Source organism: Nostoc sp. LEGE 12454 (genome assembly GCF_056620565.1).
The window spans coordinates 16029-35891 of sequence record NZ_JBWQXL010000039.1 but is presented as its reverse complement, the minus strand read 5'-3'; the positions used below and the strand labels follow the sequence as shown (position 1 = coordinate 35891).

Annotated in this window: 33 protein-coding genes; 17 read left to right on the top strand and 16 right to left on the bottom strand. The window is 38.5% G+C overall.

What is annotated here, in order from left to right; all coding sequences use genetic code 11:
• Positions 1 to 113: 113 nt before the first annotated feature.
• Positions 114 to 347, top strand: coding sequence for a hypothetical protein (locus tag AC1F2U_RS27185; protein WP_480263952.1), 234 nt, complete (start codon positions 114 to 116; stop codon positions 345 to 347).
• On the top strand, positions 340 to 768 hold the full coding sequence (locus tag AC1F2U_RS27180; protein ID WP_480263951.1) for a PIN domain-containing protein: 429 nt from the start codon (positions 340 to 342) through the stop codon (positions 766 to 768). The genes AC1F2U_RS27185 and AC1F2U_RS27180 overlap by 8 nt, the downstream gene beginning before the upstream one ends.
• 26 nt (positions 769 to 794) lie before the next feature.
• Here AC1F2U_RS27180 and AC1F2U_RS27175 read toward each other — a convergent pair whose 3' ends face one another.
• The 5 genes from AC1F2U_RS27175 to AC1F2U_RS27155 all read right to left on the bottom strand — a co-directional run bounded on the left by AC1F2U_RS27175 (position 795) and on the right by AC1F2U_RS27155 (position 2647).
• Positions 795 to 1052 carry a type II toxin-antitoxin system Phd/YefM family antitoxin gene (locus tag AC1F2U_RS27175; RefSeq protein WP_480263982.1) on the bottom strand — a complete coding sequence of 86 codons (258 nt, stop codon included), beginning with the start codon at positions 1050 to 1052 and terminating at the stop codon, positions 795 to 797.
• A 147-nt stretch (positions 1053 to 1199) separates the two neighbouring features.
• Positions 1200 to 1445, bottom strand: a complete 246-nt coding sequence (locus tag AC1F2U_RS27170; RefSeq protein ID WP_480263981.1) for an HNH endonuclease — start codon at positions 1443 to 1445, stop codon at positions 1200 to 1202.
• A gap of 42 nt (positions 1446 to 1487) precedes the next feature.
• Complete coding sequence (locus tag AC1F2U_RS27165; protein ID WP_480263950.1) at positions 1488 to 1652, bottom strand: hypothetical protein; 165 nt, start codon at positions 1650 to 1652, stop codon at positions 1488 to 1490.
• A gap of 8 nt (positions 1653 to 1660) precedes the next feature.
• Positions 1661 to 2101 carry a hypothetical protein gene (locus AC1F2U_RS27160; protein ID WP_480263948.1) on the bottom strand — a complete coding sequence of 147 codons (441 nt, stop codon included), beginning with the start codon at positions 2099 to 2101 and terminating at the stop codon, positions 1661 to 1663.
• A 12-nt stretch (positions 2102 to 2113) separates the two neighbouring features.
• On the bottom strand, positions 2114 to 2647 hold the full coding sequence (locus AC1F2U_RS27155; protein WP_480263947.1) for a hypothetical protein: 534 nt from the start codon (positions 2645 to 2647) through the stop codon (positions 2114 to 2116).
• A 493-nt stretch (positions 2648 to 3140) separates the two neighbouring features.
• Here AC1F2U_RS27155 and recA point away from each other — a divergent pair, with 493 nt between their 5' ends.
• Both recA and AC1F2U_RS27145 read left to right on the top strand, forming a co-directional pair.
• Positions 3141 to 4220 (top strand): recombinase RecA, encoded by a 1080-nt coding sequence (recA, locus tag AC1F2U_RS27150; protein ID WP_104906158.1) that lies wholly within the window; start codon positions 3141 to 3143, stop codon positions 4218 to 4220.
• Positions 4221 to 4582: 362 nt separating this feature from the next.
• Positions 4583 to 4906: a thioredoxin family protein gene (locus AC1F2U_RS27145; protein WP_185580382.1), complete on the top strand. Its 324-nt coding sequence runs from the start codon at positions 4583 to 4585 to the stop codon at positions 4904 to 4906.
• Here the strand turns inward: AC1F2U_RS27145 and AC1F2U_RS27140 are convergent.
• Positions 4893 to 5126 carry a hypothetical protein gene (locus AC1F2U_RS27140; RefSeq protein WP_289796246.1) on the bottom strand — a complete coding sequence of 78 codons (234 nt, stop codon included), beginning with the start codon at positions 5124 to 5126 and terminating at the stop codon, positions 4893 to 4895. The genes AC1F2U_RS27145 and AC1F2U_RS27140 overlap by 14 nt on opposite strands.
• A gap of 258 nt (positions 5127 to 5384) precedes the next feature.
• Here AC1F2U_RS27140 and AC1F2U_RS27135 point away from each other — a divergent pair, with 258 nt between their 5' ends.
• The 12 genes from AC1F2U_RS27135 to AC1F2U_RS27080 all read left to right on the top strand — a co-directional run bounded on the left by AC1F2U_RS27135 (position 5385) and on the right by AC1F2U_RS27080 (position 13287).
• Positions 5385 to 5612 carry a hypothetical protein gene (locus AC1F2U_RS27135; protein ID WP_480263946.1) on the top strand — a complete coding sequence of 76 codons (228 nt, stop codon included), beginning with the start codon at positions 5385 to 5387 and terminating at the stop codon, positions 5610 to 5612.
• Positions 5613 to 5705: 93 nt separating this feature from the next.
• Complete coding sequence (locus tag AC1F2U_RS27130; protein ID WP_480263945.1) at positions 5706 to 6035, top strand: hypothetical protein; 330 nt, start codon at positions 5706 to 5708, stop codon at positions 6033 to 6035.
• A gap of 2 nt (positions 6036 to 6037) precedes the next feature.
• Complete coding sequence (locus AC1F2U_RS27125) at positions 6038 to 6391, top strand: hypothetical protein (RefSeq protein ID WP_480263944.1); 354 nt, start codon at positions 6038 to 6040, stop codon at positions 6389 to 6391.
• The gene (locus AC1F2U_RS27120; RefSeq protein WP_480263943.1) at positions 6375 to 7031 is read left to right on the top strand and encodes a hypothetical protein; all 657 of its coding nucleotides are present in this window, start codon (positions 6375 to 6377) and stop codon (positions 7029 to 7031) included. The genes AC1F2U_RS27125 and AC1F2U_RS27120 overlap by 17 nt, the downstream gene beginning before the upstream one ends.
• A 1-nt stretch (position 7032) precedes the next feature.
• The gene (locus AC1F2U_RS27115; RefSeq protein WP_480263941.1) at positions 7033 to 7584 is read left to right on the top strand and encodes a hypothetical protein; all 552 of its coding nucleotides are present in this window, start codon (positions 7033 to 7035) and stop codon (positions 7582 to 7584) included.
• Entirely contained in the window at positions 7585 to 7932 is a 348-nt protein-coding gene (locus AC1F2U_RS27110; protein WP_480263939.1) for a hypothetical protein, read from the top strand. It begins immediately after the preceding gene.
• On the top strand, positions 7932 to 10364 hold the full coding sequence (locus AC1F2U_RS27105) for a hypothetical protein (protein WP_480263938.1): 2433 nt from the start codon (positions 7932 to 7934) through the stop codon (positions 10362 to 10364). The genes AC1F2U_RS27110 and AC1F2U_RS27105 overlap by 1 nt, the downstream gene beginning before the upstream one ends.
• Before the next feature lie 2 nt (positions 10365 to 10366).
• Positions 10367 to 11197, top strand: coding sequence for a hypothetical protein (locus AC1F2U_RS27100; RefSeq protein ID WP_480263937.1), 831 nt, complete (start codon positions 10367 to 10369; stop codon positions 11195 to 11197).
• A 116-nt stretch (positions 11198 to 11313) separates the two neighbouring features.
• Entirely contained in the window at positions 11314 to 11799 is a 486-nt protein-coding gene (locus AC1F2U_RS27095) for a hypothetical protein (RefSeq protein ID WP_480263936.1), read from the top strand.
• Positions 11799 to 12272: a hypothetical protein gene (locus AC1F2U_RS27090; RefSeq protein ID WP_480263935.1), complete on the top strand. Its 474-nt coding sequence runs from the start codon at positions 11799 to 11801 to the stop codon at positions 12270 to 12272. Before AC1F2U_RS27095 ends, AC1F2U_RS27090 begins: the two co-directional genes overlap by 1 nt.
• On the top strand, positions 12269 to 12925 hold the full coding sequence (locus AC1F2U_RS27085; RefSeq protein ID WP_480263934.1) for a hypothetical protein: 657 nt from the start codon (positions 12269 to 12271) through the stop codon (positions 12923 to 12925). Before AC1F2U_RS27090 ends, AC1F2U_RS27085 begins: the two co-directional genes overlap by 4 nt.
• Complete coding sequence (locus tag AC1F2U_RS27080) at positions 12922 to 13287, top strand: hypothetical protein (protein ID WP_480263932.1); 366 nt, start codon at positions 12922 to 12924, stop codon at positions 13285 to 13287. Before AC1F2U_RS27085 ends, AC1F2U_RS27080 begins: the two co-directional genes overlap by 4 nt.
• A 358-nt stretch (positions 13288 to 13645) precedes the next feature.
• Here the strand turns inward: AC1F2U_RS27080 and AC1F2U_RS27075 are convergent, their stop codons facing one another.
• From AC1F2U_RS27075 to AC1F2U_RS27035, 9 genes are all read right to left on the bottom strand, one after another.
• Positions 13646 to 13852 carry a helix-turn-helix domain-containing protein gene (locus AC1F2U_RS27075; protein WP_480263931.1) on the bottom strand — a complete coding sequence of 69 codons (207 nt, stop codon included), beginning with the start codon at positions 13850 to 13852 and terminating at the stop codon, positions 13646 to 13648.
• Between the two features lie 12 nt (positions 13853 to 13864).
• Positions 13865 to 14044 (bottom strand): hypothetical protein, encoded by a 180-nt coding sequence (locus AC1F2U_RS27070; RefSeq protein WP_480263930.1) that lies wholly within the window; start codon positions 14042 to 14044, stop codon positions 13865 to 13867.
• Between the two features lie 95 nt (positions 14045 to 14139).
• Positions 14140 to 16962, bottom strand: coding sequence for a VapE domain-containing protein (locus AC1F2U_RS27065; protein WP_480263929.1), 2823 nt, complete (start codon positions 16960 to 16962; stop codon positions 14140 to 14142).
• A 97-nt stretch (positions 16963 to 17059) separates the two neighbouring features.
• Positions 17060 to 17338: a hypothetical protein gene (locus tag AC1F2U_RS27060; RefSeq protein WP_480263927.1), complete on the bottom strand. Its 279-nt coding sequence runs from the start codon at positions 17336 to 17338 to the stop codon at positions 17060 to 17062.
• Between the two features lie 8 nt (positions 17339 to 17346).
• Positions 17347 to 17679, bottom strand: a complete 333-nt coding sequence (locus tag AC1F2U_RS27055; RefSeq protein WP_480263925.1) for a hypothetical protein — start codon at positions 17677 to 17679, stop codon at positions 17347 to 17349.
• A 6-nt stretch (positions 17680 to 17685) separates the two neighbouring features.
• Complete coding sequence (locus AC1F2U_RS27050; RefSeq protein WP_480263924.1) at positions 17686 to 18036, bottom strand: hypothetical protein; 351 nt, start codon at positions 18034 to 18036, stop codon at positions 17686 to 17688.
• 10 nt (positions 18037 to 18046) lie between these two features.
• Positions 18047 to 18292 carry a hypothetical protein gene (locus tag AC1F2U_RS27045; protein WP_480263922.1) on the bottom strand — a complete coding sequence of 82 codons (246 nt, stop codon included), beginning with the start codon at positions 18290 to 18292 and terminating at the stop codon, positions 18047 to 18049.
• A 58-nt stretch (positions 18293 to 18350) separates the two neighbouring features.
• On the bottom strand, positions 18351 to 18608 hold the full coding sequence (locus AC1F2U_RS27040; RefSeq protein ID WP_480263920.1) for a hypothetical protein: 258 nt from the start codon (positions 18606 to 18608) through the stop codon (positions 18351 to 18353).
• Positions 18605 to 18862, bottom strand: coding sequence for a hypothetical protein (locus tag AC1F2U_RS27035; RefSeq protein WP_480263918.1), 258 nt, complete (start codon positions 18860 to 18862; stop codon positions 18605 to 18607). Before AC1F2U_RS27035 ends, AC1F2U_RS27040 begins: the two co-directional genes overlap by 4 nt.
• Positions 18863 to 19123: 261 nt before the next feature.
• Between AC1F2U_RS27035 and AC1F2U_RS27030 the strand changes: the two genes are divergently transcribed.
• Entirely contained in the window at positions 19124 to 19417 is a 294-nt protein-coding gene (locus AC1F2U_RS27030; protein ID WP_480263917.1) for a KGK domain-containing protein, read from the top strand.
• Positions 19418 to 19594: 177 nt separating this feature from the next.
• On the opposite strand, the gene AC1F2U_RS27025 is transcribed toward AC1F2U_RS27030, so the two are convergent.
• Positions 19595 to 19798, bottom strand: coding sequence for a ribbon-helix-helix domain-containing protein (locus tag AC1F2U_RS27025; protein WP_480263916.1), 204 nt, complete (start codon positions 19796 to 19798; stop codon positions 19595 to 19597).
• Positions 19799 to 19863 lie beyond the last annotated feature (65 nt).

Sequence of the window (19863 nt, the reverse complement as noted above, 5' to 3'; positions counted from 1 at the left end):
CAAATCTTAGCAAATAACATTAATTGATAGCTATTTTGTTGAATAATCAAACTGAAAATATCCCAAAAATCTATTAAACTTAAATTAATCACTAAACAGAGTTTAAAACCATAATGGAAAAAATAGAACTTGAACTAGACAGACTCACCTTTGAACGAGCAAAAACTCTGGCAATAGTCAATCAATCAACTCTATCAGAATTGATTAGTCACGTAATTGAGCGTTTAGCAGAAGTTCAGGAGAAAAACGATCCCTTAATGGGATTATATGCTGATGTTCCAGAAATTGTTGATGAAATTGTTGCTGAGGCGATGGAAAAAAGAGGATTTACTGGAACAGATGAATGAAGTAGAAAAGTCTCTACTTGATACGGATATTCTTTCAGAAATTATTAAACGAGTAAATCCTAGTATTATTGTCAAAGCCAATAGTTACTTAAAGCAGTTTGATAAATATACAATTTCTGCAATTACAGTCATGGAAATTGTAGAAGGCTGGCAAAAACGTAAGCAAGAAAAACGTCTTCAGCAATTTTTAACTATACTGGCTTCACAGGAAATATTATCCTTTGACTTGACAGAAGCTGTATTAGCAGGAAGAATCTACGCTGATTTAGAGACAACCAGAAAAAGAATTGGTTATCCCGATTGTATGATTGCTGCAATTGCCATCAGTCATAATCTAACTTTAGTTACGGGTAATTTATCTCACTATCAAAGAATTCAAGATTTCGATTATTCGCTAAGACTAGATAACTGGCGTTTATAGTAACAATGGTGATGGATGAAGTGCCATCAAGTTTCGCCATTAGCTAAATGCTCTAATGCAGATGTAAAAGCCTCTGTACCAATCATTTTGAACTGACTCTGAGCAACTTCAGCAGCTTGACCAAAAACCATATCCTCTAATTCTTCCAGCCGATTAATTAATTTTTGGTAGCTCTCTGCTGAGATAATCACGTGGCTAGTCCGTGATTGCTTAGTTACTAGAACTGGTTCAGTAGCAGCCTTATCAAAAACCTCACCATGTTTGTTGTGGGCATCTGTTGAGATGTAAGAGTGTAGGTCTGCATAGCAATTTGGACTATATCTTAGCAGATAAATCTGCTCATCTCAATTCTGGATCGAGATAATAGAGTGTTCATTATTGAATGTTAGATTTCCCAGCACACATCAAAGCAATAGATTACACTATTGGGTTTAATCTTTCAGAGACTGGAGTAACTGGCTAGGGCGTGCCATTTTCACAGCAAGATAAAGATTCGGATAGCGAACAAATATATAGTGTTCATATTTATACCAATGCATTTCACTCTTTTCTTTGTTACAAACCTGGCAAATAACCCATAAATTCCTGAATTCCATTGATAACCAAGGATACTGTGACCGAGGTAGCTTGTGATCTATCGTCTTGCCACCTTTGTCAGAGTAGTGAGATCCACAAATTGGACAATACCAGTTAGAATTTTCTCTTACCCAATCTTTGCTTTATTGAGTTGTTCCACACTCAAAATCACCATTAATATACCGCCAATAATCGAATTTTCTATAAGTTTCAAAATCTTCATGAGTTAGCCTGTGATATCGTTTGTTACCAATTGAGTCCGCAAGCTCAAATAATTCTTTAAGTTCTTTTTCTTCAAAATTAACCATATTTACCGCTAAATTTTTACTGTCCTATATATTTTTTGATTCTGCTTTTTATTGTATTTAATGTTAGTACTTTGACTGAAATCAATAAATTCAATTTCTGTCTCAGGAAACTGCTTATCTATTTCTTCTGCTACCTCGTTAACTTCTTTAGATAAGCTTTGGTTATAGTCGTTTATTTCTTGATTAGTGAGATATCTATTACCAATACGGTCGGACTCAATAAATAATTCTTCAAGTGTCAATTCTTCAAGCTGATAATTATCTATAAATTCCTCTATTTTTTGATAAAAATTAACAACATTATCCCAGCCAATATTCTTGTAAAAGTTTTGTTTTAGCCAAATTTGGTCTTTTTCATGAAGCTTACTCCGATTCTTGGAGTTAGCGAGTTGAACAACCCGATAACTCATTCCTCTAAAATTCCTTTTTTTACCTTTTTGATCGTTCATGTATTCAGTGCTTTATCCTAAAGTCCATTTGAAAAAAGTAATTACTGCTTTCCGAATTTCACTATCTTCATATTTGAGAATTTCTTTAGTATTAATAGCTAACTTAAGTCTAATTTTATCGACTAAATTTTTTAGAGATTTATTGTCTTTTTTGAGTTGTTCATTAACTTCTATTAAGTTTTTGTTTTGAGAATATATTGTCTTGAGTTCAACTTCTAAAATATTATTTATCTGAGACAAGCTTTTAATTTCAGCTTCGTATTTTTCCCTATCCTGTTTTGGATATTTTTTAAGTTGGTCAATTTTGGCAGCATACTCCTGTTCTTTCAACTCAATTTCTTTAGTTTTCTTCGTTACCAGACCTTTCTGGGCCGCTTGAAGGCGCTGACGCTTAATTAGTTCAGAACCAGCAAAATGCGAAATAGCTCTGCGAATGGTAATCTCATCAGGATTAGTACTAAAGTCAATTACTTCCAAAGCACGCATAGCATCTGCTTTTGTCCATGCCTCACTTTCAAGTAACTTAATAGCCTGTGACTTATTCACGTTTGCTTAGAACAGTAAGTGTAATTTATATCATGATTTTATCAGTATATAATTTCCATGCCAACAGGCCAGATTCAATAAAAGCGCTAACTTTACTAAACTTATAGATACCGGGGACTACTACGGTTTATGTTGTGAGTCAGCTAAATTCATGGGTTTAACGATCGATCGCGTCGCGTTGTACTAAGCTTTTATCTCTCCAAAATCAAGTAGTCTAACTAGGTACATGGCGTCAGGTCAGTTATTTAGGTAATTTTTTCATTGAAAACCCTTGCTTACCTAGCCAAAAAAAGCTATCTCTGAATGCAAGTTGGTATCATTGTGCAAGACTACCCTAATTTGGTAGCGATCGGGTTACGATCTTGTCATATACCTTTTTTGATTTGAGAAGTCCTATTCCAGAATTTTCTGGTTAAAATAGTATATCTGTTCTACTCAAACTCCCAGAGCAACACTCCTTAAAACCATATATTAAGAGGCATTAGAGGCAGGAATGGCTATCAACACCGATACTTCAGGCAAGCAAAAAGCACTGACTATGGTGCTCAACCAGATTGAGCGCAGCTTTGGTAAAGGAGCAATCATGCGCTTGGGCGATGCTACCCGGATGCGGGTGGAAACGATTTCCAGTGGAGCGCTTACCCTAGATTTAGCATTGGGTGGTGGTTTACCCAAGGGGCGGGTAATTGAAATTTATGGGCCGGAAAGTTCTGGTAAAACTACAGTAGCGCTACACGCACTCGCCGAAGTGCAAAGAAATGGCGGTATTGCTGCCTTTGTTGATGCTGAACACGCCCTAGACCCTACTTATGCTGCCGCATTGGGTGTAGATATTGACAATTTGTTGATTTCCCAACCTGACACTGGCGAATCAGCTTTAGAAATTGTCGATCAACTTGTTCGCTCTGCTGCGGTTGATATTGTAGTTATAGACTCAGTAGCAGCATTGGTTCCCCGTGCTGAAATTGAAGGCGATATGGGCGATGCTCACGTTGGTCTGCAAGCGCGGTTAATGAGCCAAGCCCTCCGTAAGATTACTGGCAACATTGGTAAATCTGGTTGTACAGTAATTTTCATCAACCAGTTGCGACAAAAAATCGGTGTTACTTACGGTAGCCCAGAAACGACTACTGGCGGTAACGCATTGAAATTTTACGCTTCGGTGCGCTTGGATATTCGTCGGATTCAAACCTTGAAAAAAGGTACAGATGAATATGGTAATCGCGTTAAGGTCAAAGTCGCCAAAAATAAAGTAGCGCCGCCTTTTAGAATAGCGGAATTTGACATTATTTTTGGTAAAGGTATTTCTACTTTGGGTTGTGTTGTTGACTTAGCAGAAGAAACTGGCATTATTGTCCGCAAGGGAGCTTGGTATAGTTACAATGGCGATAATATCTCCCAAGGACGAGATAACGCCATTAAGTATCTAGAAGAAAAGCCTGAATTTGCTGAAGAAATTAAGAAACTAGTGCGTGAAAAGCTAGATAAAGGCGCTGTTGTTTCTGCTAACTCCGTAGCTAAAGCTAGTGATGAAGATGAAGAGGAAGAAGTAGATTTAGAGCCAGAAGAATAAGAAATGCGGATTTATTAATCTGCAATTGCTAATAGATGGTGCGTTACAAAGAAAGCTAACGCACCTTATTTTTTTATCAAGATTTGGATATTGTTAAATACAAGCTCAAATTCAGATAGTGAATAGCTTTCGACTGATTTTCACATCCTACTTGATATTTTGGCGTAGGAGACGCTGCGCGTAGCTTGCTTCCATGTAGTGGTAGGACTTGACTCAGCGACCATCGTATTGACAGACTACTATTAGGGAAAAATACTGGATCGGGGTTTCAGCCTGAGATTGACACTAATGACCAGCTATATGGTAATATTTCATAGCATTATGCTAAAAAACTTTGTTTAGAATCAAAGAGTAGCCAACCCATGAGTTTAGCTGTAATTAAGTTCTCTTCAGAAGAGTGCGGCATCTGCCACAAAATGTCTTTTTATGACAAAAAAGTGGCTGAAGAACTGGGTTTAGAGTTTATCGATGTAAAAATGCAAGATACGACTGCTTACCGCAAGTATCGCAAGATTTTATTGACTCAATATCCCGATAAATCAGAAATGGGATGGCCTACTTACATCATCTGCAATTCTCCAGAGGGGGAATTTCAGATTGTTGGTGAAGTAAAAGGAGGCCATCCCAAAGGGGAGTTTAGAAGCCGTCTGCAAGAGGTTCTAGATTCCACAGCTAATCAGAACTAATTACCTCAAAAGATTTAACCTCTAAGGCAGGGCCAATCATGGCAGTTGTCATGATATCTTCACGCACCTGCCCTTTAACTTTTGCTTTTTGTCCGGCTTTGAGTAAGTCTTTATCAGCCCCTCTGAGGATTTCGTAAGTAACACCCTCTTCTGTAACTAACGCCCATGCGCCTGTACCAATATCACGACGTTCGACTGTACCTGTAAGTGTGATGCTCATAACAGTTCTGAGTGCTGAGTGGTGGAGTTAGGAGTAAATCGCGTCTGTTAAGAGTTAGGAGTAAGGAGTTATTAAGAATTCTTTCCCACTCCCCACTCCTCGTTTACGCAATTTTCTCTTCGTTTTTCAATGCTAAACCGACGACCCCGACATATCAAGGTTTTTTGGTTCTGAGCTTACAATTCTACTCATTTGCTACTCGTTCAGAGTATTTACAACCCCATTTTGAGGATCTTTGCAGGAGATCGCACTGCTAAAATGCTACTTATTCTCGTGGCGATCGCTTGTGAGCAAAAGTTAATGGAAGTTATTTTAATCCGTAGCGACGGCGAACGCAAAACAATTAAACTCCCAGAACTACCAAACTACCCAGAAGTATTAATCGGTGCTGGCAGGGCTTTCAAAAAGCATCCCCAAACTGATGAATACAATGAAGTCTCAGTCTGGATAGTTCCTCTTGCTGAAAGCTGGGACTTCCTGAAGTGACAAAACTTAATTTTTGTCACTTTGTTTTTAAAAATTCTTGGCAGTGCAAGAGAACTATCCTACATTGTAAGAGCATTCTATTTTTTATTTATCATGCCTGAACCAACTTTAGCAGAAGTATTTGGTGTGAACGCTACTCAGACAGAGACAGACTTAGTAATTAAAAAGTCTGATTTACCTGGGCTAACTCCATCAGTGAATAACACGGCTGAATCATTGTTAGTAGCAGTTGCTTTAAAAGCTAAATCTGGTCTACCAGATACGGCAAGAGAAACTAATATAGACCAATCAGTTGCTCTAACTGATGGCTTTGGGCAAACAGTAGCTATTCGAAATGAGGGTGTTTATCTAAGGACAACTATTTCAATAGAGCTTGATAAGCTTATCCCCAATGCTGGCATCATTGACCCAGATGATTATTAATAATGCAAGGGCTAACACTTCAAGATTTATTTGGGGCTAGTGCTTATCAGACTGCCACTGAATTAGTGATTAAAAAATCAGATTTATCAAGAATTGGGCTAACCGCAACAATAAATAATAGAGCAGAACAACTTTTAGTTGCAATCTTGATAAATGCCTTAAGTAATTTCCAAGGCTTTTTAGTAGATGAACAAGGGAATATATTATCAGATAATAGCAAACCTCTTGGATATGATAACAAAGAGCTATACGAATATTTAGAAATGTTCGTCTGGGATGACTATTCAAAGAAGAAAAATGACAATATTTTTCTTACAAAAACAATTGTTTTAGCGAGCTATGTTCAAGCAGATTAAAGATTTTGCAGTCAAGACTGTTGCCGAAGATTCAGATTATCTGATAATGCAAAACCCCAGCACAGGGGAGACTTATAGTATTACAAAAGCTGATTTTCTTGCGGGTTTAGTTCCTGTTAGCAATACAGTTAATCTTGTCTTTTCATCAAGTGGAGATGGTAATGGGTTATTTTATTATTTAGGTACAAATAAAGGTACTACACCGTGGTCAAGTCCGGCGGGTAATAATTTAATAGTAACTGCAAGTTCTACCGAATCAGGAAGCCCAATATCTTTAGTTGATAGACAAAATAGCGAGTGGTTTAGCTCTGCAATAGCAAATAGCTGGGTAAGTTTTTATATTCAAATAGGAAAACTTAAATGTAATTACTACTCTTTAAAAACGAGAGCTAACAATATAGATTACTATCCAAGGAATTGGATATTAAAAGCTAGTAATGATGCTAATAACTGGGATATTATAGATACTCAACTCAACAATACAGTTTTAAACTCTGTATCCCAATGGCTGTCTCTACCTGTCGCTAGCGCAACACCATATTCATATTTTCAACTATTACAAAATGGGCTTGACTCCTCAAACTCAAATTATTTCTGCTTAGGTGAAGTTGAATTTTACGGAGAATTCATACCTAACTAAAATGAAAAAATGCTATGGCTGGAGAAGCAAAGATGGAGTTAATAACGATGTTTGGTTTCTCGCTTGCGCGGAAAGCCCCGGCTGGACTCCTAACCCTCTCTATGGGGGAAATTACTCTTATCCTTCAGATAATGGAGTTAATCTTGCCCAAAATGATTATGGTGCAGTTCCCATTAGTATTACTCCTTTAGCTAGTCAGAGTGAAATTAATAGGTGGTTAAATGGTGCTACGGCACAGGGAAGCTGTGATAGTTGTCTGGTAGCATCAACTTTTTATTGTCAGGGGAAAGGGCAAGCTAAAGTCCTAGCTTCTGGCGTTGAATATGTTTTTAATAATACTCCTATAGAAGTCTCATGCCAGGGCACAAATTTAGTAGTAAGTAGTAGAAACATAACTGTGAAAAGTTGCAATGATTATAAGGTTTACTGTGATAATGATTGTCCTGAAGGTAGCATCAAATGCACTCACAAAAAATATCCTGGGTATTGCTGTATTCCGTGTAAACAAGTCGGAGGAAAGCTCAAAAATATGGCTAACAAGGTAGGTCGATAAATGCCAGAAGTTTGCAAGGATATCGACCAGGGACTAGCAGCTTTAAATAAAAAAATTGATGAGCAAAACAATCAAATCAAAAAATTAGAACAAAAAATAAATCAGTGTTGTAATAATAAAAATATTAATAGCAATGGTAACAATGCTAATTTGGAGAAACAAGTCAAAGAATTAGATAAAACAATTGAACTACTTAAAGAAGCAGTTGTGGAATGCCTAAATAATTTTGCAGATATCGAAAATACAAATCAAGAGTTTGCCCTAGCCTTTAAGGGTTTGTATGAAATGGTAACGCCACTTATAGATAGTATGTCAACGGTTATTGGTTTTTTAGGAGATTCCGATTAATGCCTAGCTGGAACGGCTCACCCATACCACCGTCGCCACAGATTAAAATCCCAAATTCCATTCCTCAAAATTTTAACTGGGGTTCCTATGCGGCAGATCCAAAAGGAACTTTCAATAAATTTAAAGGTGCTAGAGAAGTTAATCGACTTAATTGGAAAGGATACAGAACTGCCAGTGCTAGCGCCAAAAGAATCATTCTTTCTTCACCTAGCAAAAAATTCATCAGCGATGCTATGAAGCAGGTTAAAAGCTTAAGGCAAGCGAGGAAAATAGCTGACAATGCCAAAAAAACGGCTGATGCCGTTAAAAAAGCTTCTGATATTGCTACTAAAGTAAATGAATTATTATTTAAAAATGTTCCCGGTAGCGCAGTACTAGATAAAGCGTCCCGTGTTGGCGGAATTTTAGGAATTCTTGCGGCTATTGGGGTAGTAGCACTTGCCAAGCTGCAAGAATTTGTCACAGGAACTATATTTGATAATTTAGATAATATAAATAATGAGCTTACCAAAATTAACACAATTGCTGTAGACAATGGCTTGAAACTTAAAAGGTTTGATACTAAAATTCAAAAATTTGAGAAAGAATTGAATGCTAACTCTAAAGACTTTTATCAATTAAATAAACAAACAGAAGTTAATACTAAAGGTACAGTAGAAGCTAAGAAAGAAGCTAACGATGCTCTATACGAAGCTAGAGCAGGAAGAAAAATATTAACTGGATTAGCAGATTCTGCTAGAAAATTAGCAAATGATGCTTTATATGAAGCAAGAGTAAATAAGCGCGATACTGATTCAAAAATTAGTACAATTCAACAACAAATTAATAAACTTGGAAACGACGCTAATCAAAAATTTCAACAGCAAATTCAAATAACAATTACGAATATTCAAAAAGGGCTAACAGAAGCAAAGGCGCAAGCCCAAACCGCTACTACTATTAATGGGGTACAGGCTAATCTAATTACTACTGTACAAGGTACAATTAAAGGAATTGATACGAAAATTGTAGATTTAAAAAACTCTGTTGTTCAAATAATTAATAGCAAGATTCAACCACTTGAAATAAAACAGCAACAAACAGATCAAAAGCTAGGTGTAACAGAGACTTCTATTGTGGATGCTGTCGTTGGGCTAAAACAAACTTATCAGTTATCTTATGACGCTCAAGCTGCAAAGTGGAATTCTGATTTAAGCAAGCTGCAAGGCAAAGTAGGTGATATTGAAAAAGTAACCACATCAAGTAGCTACAAATTGACTACTGCTGATTTAACTAAAGATGTAAATCAGCTTAAGCAAGATGTTCCTAAACTTAAAAATGATTTAGAAACTAATAAAGCTGATATTAAAAAAATTGATACAGAATTAAAGGATCAGGTAAAAGTGAATGAGCAAGCATTACCAAAGCTAGACCAAATATTAGGAATATTACCCTTCATCCCTGCTCGTGCTGCAGCAGCAATTAGACCAGATATTCCCACAATTCCACAAATAGAAGCAGCAGCAGCTACAGGGACTTGTAGAACGACCCAGCCAGGCGGCTGTATGACAAGAGCGCTTAACGATAACACAGATCGGATAACAAACAACAATAATGGCAATGCTGCTAATATTCTCGATGCCGTGAATACAGGCGCTAATGCAGCTCTGCTAGCTGGGCAAGATACGATATTAGAAAGGCTTGGACCGCAGCTTCCTGGTGGGTTAAGCTCTACTTTTGGCAGGTTATGGAAAACTCTGCAAATTGATAGAATTCTTAATGTATTAATTCTAATTACTACTTTCCACAATGCCTTGATGCTCTCAAATAACATTGCTCAAACGTTATTTGGTGCGGTTGACAATATTTCCCAAGCTGTAGGCTTTAAATGGAAAAATGAAAAAGGCGAAGAAGAAGGTTTCGGAGAAATTGTCAAAGAATGGACATCAGATTTTTTTAAATCAATATTTGGAGTAGAAAATTATAATAATTTAATTGCAACTTATAAAAGAGCTAATCGAATTTATCAAGCTGGGGCTAATATAATTAATGCTACTCGAAGTATGGTAGATAGCCTTCGGAATATTACAGAATATTGTGCTGAAAATATCGGTAAAGTAGGAAACGCTCTCAAAAAAGCAGGTGCGATTGCTGGAGATGCTTTTAACTGGATGCCTGAAAATGTTGATGGTCGTAGCTTGTGGATACGTCGACTGGAAAATATTAATGAAGTGGCTGAAGGAATTGAAATGGTTACAGGAGAGGTTCTATCAATCACTCAAAATGTTAATGAAATTCGTGAGCAAACTGAAGAGTTTGACCGAGGCGTAAAAGGACTACCGCCTAAAGAAAGAGATGACAATGAGCCTGTAAAGGCTAGAGAAGACGCTGGACTTGCTGCTAGTTTATCGGGTATAATACCATCAGAACTAGAGAGAAATCCTAACTCTTAAATATGCCATTACCCTCTAATTATAATCCGTGGAGTCATTTTATATCTGTCATTGCACAGGTACAAAATCGGATTACAAAAGAGGATTTCAAAGATGTAGGTGATGATAGTTGGGAACCTGAAATTAGCACCCCTAGAGGTAGTTTAAGGGTAGCTTGCACGATTAGAGCTAATGATTCAGCACAGTTAGTAATATTAAGATTAATTCTCTATTATATTGTTCTTCGTAAAGCTCAAGATATGCAAATTCCTATTTATGGAATTCCTATTGGGGCATTACAAGCGCAAAGAAAATATAAGCCTCAAGTAGTACTTTATTTCTCTCAAAATGGTATTGAAGTCCCTAAAAATGGTGCGCCAACAACAGGATTTATCAGTTGGCGGATAATGTCTGAGACAAGCGAAACTATTACCAAACCTGAAATAACTAGAATTGCTAATTTAATAAAAACTAATTTTGGGGGGGCTAGTCCTTTTGTTTGGCGTAAAGGTAAGTACTTAGTTAGTTATACTGATTGGAATCAAGGATTACAATTACAAATTTTATGTAAAACTCCTGAAGACGGGGAAAGGGTTGTTAAAGAAGTGCTAAAGGTTCACGGTGCTTCTTTTGTTCGTAAAAAAATGAATAATGTTGAAAACCAAGACCCAAGCGATAGATACCCTAATACTCCGCAGCGAGAAACTATTTTAGGAGAATCAGTAGAATTACCAAAAGAACGTCCTGTAGTCGATGTTATTTTTCGCTATGCAATCTTACATTTGCATGGCTTAAAAAAACCAATTCATTTATATGATACGGGCGTTAATTTAGTTGATTGCATAGTTAGATAGGTTTAAAAAAATACCTCAATAGGTTTAACCTTCTAAGGAATTTTTATATATTGATGATTTTATTTTCGTTGTGTTAAGTTCAGTTTAATGTCTGCAAATAGAGAAAAAATCATTTTATGGTAAATTCAGTTGTAACCGCATCTATGGATATTGGATCGGGACGGGAAGCTGTAATTACTCTTCGTTCTGATGTCGCAACTTATTTTGGTATCACCGCAGCCCCAGCCGGAGATACTACTGTTACTCGCCGTCGCAAAGCCCATACTAGAGCAATTTATGATGGGTTAAGTGATACTACTGCCGTAAGTACTAATGTAGCAGCTTCTACTTGGCAAGGTGTTAAGCGAGTATCTAAAATTGGTAGTGGTAAACGCGTAAGAGTTCCTACTAAACTAACAACGGCTAAAGGCAATATTCGCTATGTTGACATTAGAGTTCCAGGGAATGCTAATGTTGCTTCGATTTCTAAATTTCTTTACAGCAAAACTGACACAGCAAAGCGCCCTGACTTTTTTATCATGGAAAGCGGCGCAAGATATCCAGTTGTCAATGTTACTGGAGATGTAAATCCTGGAGAATCGCCAACAGAAGAAACACCTTAATGAAATATGGAATAGGCTTTTGGCTGCAAGTAACAGCACAAACTTATACAGTAAATTGGGTTGATATTCCTGAAAAAATATATAATCCCATTCCTGATTTAGAGTTTGTATTGGGATCTACTTCAATTTTAATTGGGATAAATTGCCCAAAAGCCTATAAAGAATGGAGATTAGCTGCGTATTGTTCTATGCAAGCTAAAATCAATACATCAAGTCTTTTTGGGCAGTGGGTTGATTTAAAAACTGAATCTTTATTAATTCAAAGACTCACGTTGTTAGAAATACCTATTATTGGAAATGCTGAATTAAGAATTAAGCTTAAAATCCCTCACTGGCATGAAGAAATTTATGTAGAAATTTGGGAATACACGGGTACAAGCTCATCATCAATAGAAGAAAGACTTGAAAATATCGAGATAGATTTAGCGAGAATAGAATCAAAAATTGATAATACTTCTGATTACAATCAATGACATGGGTAAATTTAGGAAGTTTTGCGATTACTGCTGAATGGCAGTTTAGCCCTGTTTTTAATTCAGATTTGATTAGAATTACTCATTTGTCAGTTCCTTTAAAACAGGATTATATAAAAGCTGTATTAGCTCATGGGTTTCAGGATGATTTAATGGTTTGTCTTTTTAATCCCAGGCGGTTAACTTGCCGTCAAGAAAGAGAAATTTTTAATTTTCCTGACCTTAATCAAATTTCTAAAAGCCTTGCTTTTAAAAGATTAGATACAAATCTTGATATTGTTTGGAAAATAAAAATAGAGTATAAAAATATGTTGATTTCTTCTAATAAACCTCAAACTACCAATGCTCAATCTTTACCAGACAGTTTAATTGTAAATGCAAAAAAACTTGTAATCCCTGAAAAAACAGACGGCAGCAGACGAAATTATTTAATTTCAAATTTGGGCGCGCAAACAATCTACTTTAAATATTTACCAATTGGAGCAGATTCTACGGCGTCTACTTTTGTAATTTCTCCGACTGATTATGATTTTTTACTTAATTCTGGTGAAAAGTGGCTAGATAGTACACTTTCGCAAAACGCGGTTTTTGGAATAGCTGCTAACGCGTTGTTACCTACTAAAGTAAAAGCGATTGAGTATAACTACTTATGAAATTTGATGTTACCTTAGCATCCTTTATTTTTGGAGCGATTGCTACGGCTTCAGGATGGGTGCTGTGGTGGATAACAAAGATTCAGAATGACAAGTTTAGCGCGATTCAAAAATCTACGGAAGCTGCAACTAAAGAATATGCGGCACAGCGCGATTTCGAGCATTTAAAAAATAATCAAATTAATATTTCTAAAGGGATAGCGGATGGTTTCGATGATTTAGAAGAAAAAGTTGATAATTTAAAAGAAAAATTAGAAGAAAAAGTAGACAGTTTACACCAAGAAGTTTTTGAAATAAAAGCTTATATGATTCGCTACGGAATTGCTCCAGATGGCGAAATATCCAAGAGCAGAGAGAAATAAAATACGAGAATTTTCTGATGCTAGATCAGAAAAATTCTCACATCTTGGGGAGTAACTACCAAATTACTCCTATGGATGCTACTACTATAAGCTTAATTTTTTTATACTTTCCTGCCATGCTTGGTGATTGCTGGCGTTGGACTTACTGTTTACTTCTTGATGCGGCTCTTGCCAGAAGATGTACAAGATTTTTTAAATTTTGACATGACCAATCCTAGAAAAAATAAGCGCAAAAAGTAAACATAATCTCCATTTCGGCACTTGGGCGCACATATTATCGATTCCATTCACAACGAAATTTATATTATCGAAATTCTTCTTAATCGATAATATGGAATCTTGCAAAATCTCCATTTTGTCACTTAACAGGCTTCAAGCCTGTAAGTTCGTAGGTCAATTTGTTGCCAGGTTGCTTACGACCTTGTACAAAATCGTGTTTTCTAAGTTGATGCAATGCTGGATATAGCCGATGAAATCCCATGTGTAACGTTTCATGGATTTGAACTGCACGAAGCGGCCCAGCCTTTAGTAACAAATCATAAATTTTGGCTTCATCCTCATTCATTTTTTTCAAAACCTAAGCATATTGGATGATATCGAAGCTCGTATCCACCTTGATTGTCATTGCCAAAAAGCGGATCGGTACAGCTTCTTCAGAAATTGGCAGAAGACAACGGGAGCATAAACAACGCGGATCTCCAGCGTCATAACTTTGACTAAAACTAACGTCTGTAGAAAGTGCTTTGATTTGGGGCATAATTCCGTTTTTGTCACTTGACTTTTGTCACTTCACTTGCGATCGCTACATTCTACTAGCGGGTGATTCTCTCACGAGCGATGTCTACGCCCGCATTACACTTTGACCAATTGGTGGGGAAAATAAGCCTTATGGTGGCGGTTTCGATCGTCTTTAACGGAGATACCATTGGCTCCAATAGCGGTGATGGTAGCGAAGGTCTCTTTATGCTTGCCAACTAAAACGACGACCTCATCCCCTACCTTCAGATCGTGCCTGGGTGACTCTTCGCAGTGAACTAAATCATTGAAAGGTAATGTCTGTCTGCCCTTCCCCTCAACGGCGGCGCTAACTGTTCCCAGTTCATCCACTATAAAGAAGACTGTAGCCTTGCGCTTGTAAGAGACGCTCGTGTAGACAGCCTTTTCCTGAATCAGAGGTATGGGCGGTTCTGTCTTCACCAGTGACATGGCTGCTAGTGATATGGCCGGTGTATTCGCGTCAACTTTTTCAAACTCGCCCGGATGTAGACGTATTCCTGATTCAGTTTTAATAACCGAGTTATCCACAAAAGCGATCTTCTGCACTAAACCAAGTGCGTCTAATCGGGTGGGGTGGGAAAGGATTCTAATGTAATCACCAGTTTGAAATTCTTGGGGTGCATAGGGTGAGGGGTTAGACCCTCCATTTCGATCATTTTGAAAAGTTGAAAAAGTTACTGGATCTACGGGATCAGGCTGTAATTTTATCGGCTGTAACTCTTCTGGTGTAATGTCTGTGGGGCTGATCCCGTAGATTGAATCATTTTTTTGATGCGTATTCTTTATTTCTGGTACGGGCGAAAAACTAAGTAGGTAGTTAGTGCTGTCTGCGACCTCGTTAAAAGCTGATCCCGTAGATCCAGTGACTTTTTCAACTTTTTGATTTTTTTCCATACTTAATACGCCTGTCGTGTGCGCTACATCGTCAAAAGCTGATCCCGTAGATCCAGTGACTTTTTCAACTTTTTGATTTTTTTTCGTCCACTTTCTCACCCAAGCTCCAGCAAATCTCACCCGTTCGCTTTCCCAACCTAATCGGCTCATAACTGCGCCAATTCGCTTAGAAAACCCTACATCCTGCCTTGATGTTTCAATATCTAGGAGCTTGAACAGTTCAGGGAGTGTTACCAAATCTTTGTACTCAACATACTCCTGAATCTTCTCCAGCCAGGGGTCAACCACTTGAAAATGTTTGTTGAGTTCTTCCACAAGTTGCTCTTGTGCCGATGTCAAATTCCACTTTTCCCCAGACTTGTAAAGGGCATAAGCTGCGGACCAAAGAAAATCTCTTTCGGCGGCTACTTGCTCAACGGGAATCATGCCTTTAACGGGAATTACCCAAAATCGTCTACTGCCTGTGGGGTCGGCAAGTATTTCCTGTTCGTTGGTAGTTCCCACTAAGATTGATCGGCGCGGATATGCCTTCACCGTGCGAGAGTAAGGCGTGCGGTAGCTGTCGGTTTTGGTGGTGATGAATTTCTTTAAAGCACTAACGTCCTTTTTCTTGTAGACGTTCTCAAACTCTGACCACTCCAGACACCAAAACTGATGCAGCTTCATCCGTTCGTCTTTCTCGTTGGCGTCGCCCATATCATCGCTGAACCACTCTTCACCAAAGAGATTGCGCCAGAAAGTACTCTTACCTATTCCCTGGCGCGGATTGACAAGGATAGGCACGGATTCAACCCTACATCCAGGTTGCTTAATTCGGGCAACGGCTGCAAGTAAGGTTTTCTTCATATATATGTTGTAAAGTTCGTTATCTGTCCCAAAGTAGCGAGTCGCTAAGTTGTCCAAAATGCTCACATCGATGTCAGGATATCTAGCCGCGACTGTTTCCAAGTAATCGTTAACTGGGTGGTAAGCATTCTGTCCGGCAAGCATTTGGACTATTGCTTGAGCATCGCCGATAGGCACTGCTTCACCAAATTCTAGAGCCATCCGTAAACGAATCTGGTCTAAATCAAGTTGATCTCCAGCTAGTTCAATTTGATTTACCATCTGATTGATTCGCAAACCTTCACCCCAGCCCTGGCGGACGATATCAAACTGGCGCTTGAGCTTACACTTAGTTTCTTCTCCTTCTTCTAATTGCTGCTGAATCCATAGCTCTTCAAGTTTTTTACGCCATTCCTCAATGGTCAAGGCGTTATCGATTAACTTGTCAAACTCTTCTTTGCCGTTATTGCTGATAAAGTCATCCATGCCTTTTAATTCACCTGGAGGTAGTTCAATGACCATTACCTTAGATCCAGATGCACTTAGCTCTCTAGCCATTCCTAGCAGGGCATTTTGAACAGGTCTTTTGTGCATAATATCGTTATCGAAGCACAGGTAAAAAGTTCTACCAAACCCTGTAAACAGTTTGAGTGAATCGTGCAATCTGCCGTTCTTTCTACAAGTGGAAACACCCGGAATCGAAATTGTTATGTATTCATTTGATAGTCCGCAACCCGCTTTTTTTGCTCCTTCTGTCAGGATTATTGGCTTAGATTTATCGGCGATGACTGCTTGCCAAAAGTTATTAATACCCGTACTTAAAAACAGAGGATAGGAATCGTAGTCAGTAGCACCAATATATTTTGTAGCTTTTCCTTGTTTGTTTATGCTGGGGATATCTGGCTTAACTTGAACACCAAGCAACGTAGGCTCTTCCGTAAGAGGATCTATACCAATTGCAGTCCAGCAAGGTACTAAATGGTTAGAGTGTTTCCACCGAGCATTGCTGTTTCTATTAAGCAGTCTATCGACTTCAAAAGCATCATTAATTGTTCGGAAGTTTAAAGATATTATCAAGTCGTTAATACCACTCTTTACCCATTCTTCATAGTGGCGTTTATCATAAGCTTCGGCGATATTTGTGATAGAATTGTTGTCAATAGACGGGGTGTAAATCATCTTCTTTTCTTTTATAAATTACTAATGCGAAAGGTGCTTGTTACACCTTTTTTTTTTACCTGTGACTATCAAGCGAAATGACAGCAGTTAGCTTCTATCATTTCCGTAAACATCTCAACTCTTCAGCTATTTGCTTGAGTTGTGTAACGAGTTCTGGATCTTCTTTGAAATGCCCAAGGGCATCCTTAATAATGAGAGCGGTTAATGATATGGCTTCGGCACGAGTCAGTCTTGGATCGACTGTTTGCACGAATTCAGTTAACTGATGTGAGTGAAATGCAACGGCTTGGCTGGCGTTGTTCTCCTCTGGGGAGGCAAACAAAATTTCATCTGGGAGTACTACGATCGCGGCTTTTATTTCTTCTTCTCTGTTCATAATTGCCTCTAATCAACTAGTTTCATAAACTCTGCAAAGTCTGTTGTAGTTACTCCAGTGAACCATTCGCACTTTATAGGTAATCCTGACTCAACAGCTTGAATTGCCATCTCTAAAGAAGTACATTCTGGTTTCAAATTTTGATAGACCAGTTCAGCAAGCCCGGTTATTTGTTGTTTGCTTAGATATTGAGGGTCTATTGCATAACATTGCGGTGCGCCTAGTTTTGGAACTGCGGGGATAAGGGAGAGAACAGGTACTTGATTGTCTGGAAAGAACTGATTGAATGGAGTATCGTCCTTCAATGTTGCGTAAGTTTGTGGTAATTGTTCGTTAGTCATTAGTCATTAGTTAGGAGTTATCGCTAACGTCTTCAAAAACAAGGTACACTCTGCTGTCGTTTTGGTTTGGGGGCGATTGATGTAAGGTGGGGATTTTTCAATCAATCGCAAGCCGTTCCCTTCGGCATTCTCTAAGAACAATTCGGCGGCTTGTTCTACTTTGTCGGTGGCGGCCCACACTCGAACTCTGATTAGCTGGGTTGCTTCTTTGGCTGGTGTGTTGTCTCGCAGCCATTCTTTTTTCTGAGAATTCCAGTACCAGCCAAGCCGGTTTAGTTCTCTGTATAAGTCTTCCTGTGTTTTGTGTGGGAAGGTCAATAGCTGGCAAGCTCTACAGTATTTCTGGGTTTGTTTCATTCGGCGCTGCTCACAGTTCTCGATCGCGTTCGGCGATCGCTTTTACGTGGTTGGCGGCAACCGCCAAAATTTCAGTTTTTTGTAAGTGATCAAGCCCCTGTACCCTGACAATGATTTCTTTGGGGATGTTATACCCGTGATTTTTTGCTATCTCGGTAAGATCCTCTTCATCATCTTGTCTTATGTATTCCACTAGAAGACCCATTAGGTCTAGTAAGTAAGGTTCACAAAGGTCAATTAACAGGTCTTCACTCATAGTTATTAGTTGGGTGCAAGGGTGCAGGGTACTGGAAATTAGCGATCGCCTTTACGGGTCAGTTCTTGGTTAGGTGAGGTTTCAACCAAATCTGTTCATTTGGCTCACGGCTTAGTTTCTCCACAGTGAGAGATTTGAGATGCTTCCGAAATTCTTTGAGTTGGGCGTTATCCAGAGTGTTGTAATGCCTTGTTCCGTAAGTCTTTTCAAGATAATCTTTGACTTTGAGGGTACAGTTGGATTGTCTCTGTAACCTCTCGAATTCATCGGCGATTAAGTTGATCGTCTCTATCCGCCAGGAGTCAGCATTTGTCATAGGGCATAGGGCATTGGGCATTGGGGAATGAGCGATCGCATTTCTTCCATCCAGACTTCAGGGAGAAGTACCACAACTGAACAGTTGAACTGTTTGACAAGCAATTGATACTCCTCGTCTTGTTCTGGCAGGGCATCAACAATGACTATTGAAGGACGATGCTCTTCTATTTCGTCTCTGAGTCGTTTCAGTGTTTTGGCTTTGGAGCGCCAAATAGATTGCTTTGTCTTAAGGTCGGTCAATGAAGTAGTCATTGGTCATTAGCTATTGGGGAATGGGGAATGAGGAATGAGGAATAAACGATCGCACTTCCTCAGTAGACATAGGTTTAATTCACTACATAGTCACGGGTTCACAAAACGAGAGGTGAAATAGGTCAAATCATTGCTGATAGATGGTTTCACAGGTTGCCCTAAGTGCGATCGCATTAGTATCTACTCCGGGAATTCTAGGAAAAGCAGGGATAAGTTGCAGCTTGTCCCTGCTTTGTTGTGTAACCAAGAGAAAATCGAAAAATGGAACTAAATAAAAATGACGTTGTGACGATGCATGACGCATTTTCTTTTAAAGCTGGAGGAATTTTTAAGGTTGGTCAGCTGTACGCGGCTATCGAAAATTATCTTGGTAACGACCTTGCCAGGTGGTTTAAACACAAAGGAATTGAGTGTGAAGTCCTTCAAGTTAAAGGTGGTGGCTGGCAGAAAGGTAAAATCTACTTGCGGGTGGAGTTTATACCGGATGAGCCTTCTACAGTTAACCTTGATCAACAATCACCATTAGATGATCTACGGTCAAGCCTGGATAAATAATCAGAAATTAAGCGATCGCACAAAATAAAACCGTCTTGCCACAGCAGGCAGGACGGTTTTATTCAAGTTCCTCAGATTGATCCAGTTCTTCTAATAAAGATTCAAATTCCTGGATGTTTGACTCAAGCTGTTGAATTTCCTGTTTTTTGGTCGCTACCTGATCCCGATATTCGCTGATCAGCCGACGAACGATTTTCCCAGGAGTGCCTTTTCTTCTGGCTGTAGAGACTGTTCTTGACGAGCCATAGTCTCTATCAACTCCGAGCGGCTCATGCCCAAACGAGTAGCCTGACGATCTAAGCTCTCTATTGAAGTTTGAGTCAGAGATATGTTGACTCTGACTTTCCCCTCGTCGTACCAGCCATGTTTCTTCTTGGTCATTTGGTGAAAGCATCATATTTCTTACACAACATTTTATCCTAATTTCTTACACAAGATTATTGCAT

What these genes read in the sequence shown, in the direction of transcription:
- AC1F2U_RS27115 (WP_480263941.1), top strand. Translation starts at nt 7,033, where the DNA reads ATGAAAAAATGCTATGGCTGGAGAAGCAAAGATGGAGTTAATAACGAT.
- AC1F2U_RS27100 (WP_480263937.1), top strand. Translation starts at nt 10,367, where the DNA reads ATGCCATTACCCTCTAATTATAATCCGTGGAGTCATTTTATATCTGTC.
- AC1F2U_RS27105 (WP_480263938.1), top strand. Translation starts at nt 7,932, where the DNA reads ATGCCTAGCTGGAACGGCTCACCCATACCACCGTCGCCACAGATTAAA.
- AC1F2U_RS27090 (WP_480263935.1), top strand. Translation starts at nt 11,799, where the DNA reads ATGAAATATGGAATAGGCTTTTGGCTGCAAGTAACAGCACAAACTTAT.
- AC1F2U_RS27030 (WP_480263917.1), top strand. Translation starts at nt 19,124, where the DNA reads ATGGAACTAAATAAAAATGACGTTGTGACGATGCATGACGCATTTTCT.
- AC1F2U_RS27185 (WP_480263952.1), top strand. Translation starts at nt 114, where the DNA reads ATGGAAAAAATAGAACTTGAACTAGACAGACTCACCTTTGAACGAGCA.
- AC1F2U_RS27045 (WP_480263922.1), bottom strand. Translation starts at nt 18,292, where the DNA reads ATGAGTGAAGACCTGTTAATTGACCTTTGTGAACCTTACTTACTAGAC.
- AC1F2U_RS27130 (WP_480263945.1), top strand. Translation starts at nt 5,706, where the DNA reads ATGCCTGAACCAACTTTAGCAGAAGTATTTGGTGTGAACGCTACTCAG.
- AC1F2U_RS27135 (WP_480263946.1), top strand. Translation starts at nt 5,385, where the DNA reads ATGCTACTTATTCTCGTGGCGATCGCTTGTGAGCAAAAGTTAATGGAA.
- AC1F2U_RS27055 (WP_480263925.1), bottom strand. Translation starts at nt 17,679, where the DNA reads ATGACTAACGAACAATTACCACAAACTTACGCAACATTGAAGGACGAT.
- AC1F2U_RS27140 (WP_289796246.1), bottom strand. Translation starts at nt 5,126, where the DNA reads ATGAGCATCACACTTACAGGTACAGTCGAACGTCGTGATATTGGTACA.
- AC1F2U_RS27110 (WP_480263939.1), top strand. Translation starts at nt 7,585, where the DNA reads ATGCCAGAAGTTTGCAAGGATATCGACCAGGGACTAGCAGCTTTAAAT.
- AC1F2U_RS27075 (WP_480263931.1), bottom strand. Translation starts at nt 13,852, where the DNA reads ATGAATGAGGATGAAGCCAAAATTTATGATTTGTTACTAAAGGCTGGG.
- AC1F2U_RS27160 (WP_480263948.1), bottom strand. Translation starts at nt 2,101, where the DNA reads ATGAACGATCAAAAAGGTAAAAAAAGGAATTTTAGAGGAATGAGTTAT.
- AC1F2U_RS27145 (WP_185580382.1), top strand. Translation starts at nt 4,583, where the DNA reads ATGAGTTTAGCTGTAATTAAGTTCTCTTCAGAAGAGTGCGGCATCTGC.
- AC1F2U_RS27080 (WP_480263932.1), top strand. Translation starts at nt 12,922, where the DNA reads ATGAAATTTGATGTTACCTTAGCATCCTTTATTTTTGGAGCGATTGCT.
- AC1F2U_RS27165 (WP_480263950.1), bottom strand. Translation starts at nt 1,652, where the DNA reads ATGGTTAATTTTGAAGAAAAAGAACTTAAAGAATTATTTGAGCTTGCG.
- AC1F2U_RS27120 (WP_480263943.1), top strand. Translation starts at nt 6,375, where the DNA reads ATGTTCAAGCAGATTAAAGATTTTGCAGTCAAGACTGTTGCCGAAGAT.
- AC1F2U_RS27025 (WP_480263916.1), bottom strand. Translation starts at nt 19,798, where the DNA reads ATGACCAAGAAGAAACATGGCTGGTACGACGAGGGGAAAGTCAGAGTC.
- recA (WP_104906158.1), top strand. Translation starts at nt 3,141, where the DNA reads ATGGCTATCAACACCGATACTTCAGGCAAGCAAAAAGCACTGACTATG.
- AC1F2U_RS27050 (WP_480263924.1), bottom strand. Translation starts at nt 18,036, where the DNA reads ATGAAACAAACCCAGAAATACTGTAGAGCTTGCCAGCTATTGACCTTC.
- AC1F2U_RS27180 (WP_480263951.1), top strand. Translation starts at nt 340, where the DNA reads ATGAATGAAGTAGAAAAGTCTCTACTTGATACGGATATTCTTTCAGAA.
- AC1F2U_RS27095 (WP_480263936.1), top strand. Translation starts at nt 11,314, where the DNA reads ATGGTAAATTCAGTTGTAACCGCATCTATGGATATTGGATCGGGACGG.
- AC1F2U_RS27035 (WP_480263918.1), bottom strand. Translation starts at nt 18,862, where the DNA reads ATGACTACTTCATTGACCGACCTTAAGACAAAGCAATCTATTTGGCGC.
- AC1F2U_RS27085 (WP_480263934.1), top strand. Translation starts at nt 12,269, where the DNA reads ATGACATGGGTAAATTTAGGAAGTTTTGCGATTACTGCTGAATGGCAG.
- AC1F2U_RS27040 (WP_480263920.1), bottom strand. Translation starts at nt 18,608, where the DNA reads ATGACAAATGCTGACTCCTGGCGGATAGAGACGATCAACTTAATCGCC.
- AC1F2U_RS27070 (WP_480263930.1), bottom strand. Translation starts at nt 14,044, where the DNA reads ATGCCCCAAATCAAAGCACTTTCTACAGACGTTAGTTTTAGTCAAAGT.
- AC1F2U_RS27125 (WP_480263944.1), top strand. Translation starts at nt 6,038, where the DNA reads ATGCAAGGGCTAACACTTCAAGATTTATTTGGGGCTAGTGCTTATCAG.
- AC1F2U_RS27060 (WP_480263927.1), bottom strand. Translation starts at nt 17,338, where the DNA reads ATGAACAGAGAAGAAGAAATAAAAGCCGCGATCGTAGTACTCCCAGAT.
- AC1F2U_RS27065 (WP_480263929.1), bottom strand. Translation starts at nt 16,962, where the DNA reads ATGATTTACACCCCGTCTATTGACAACAATTCTATCACAAATATCGCC.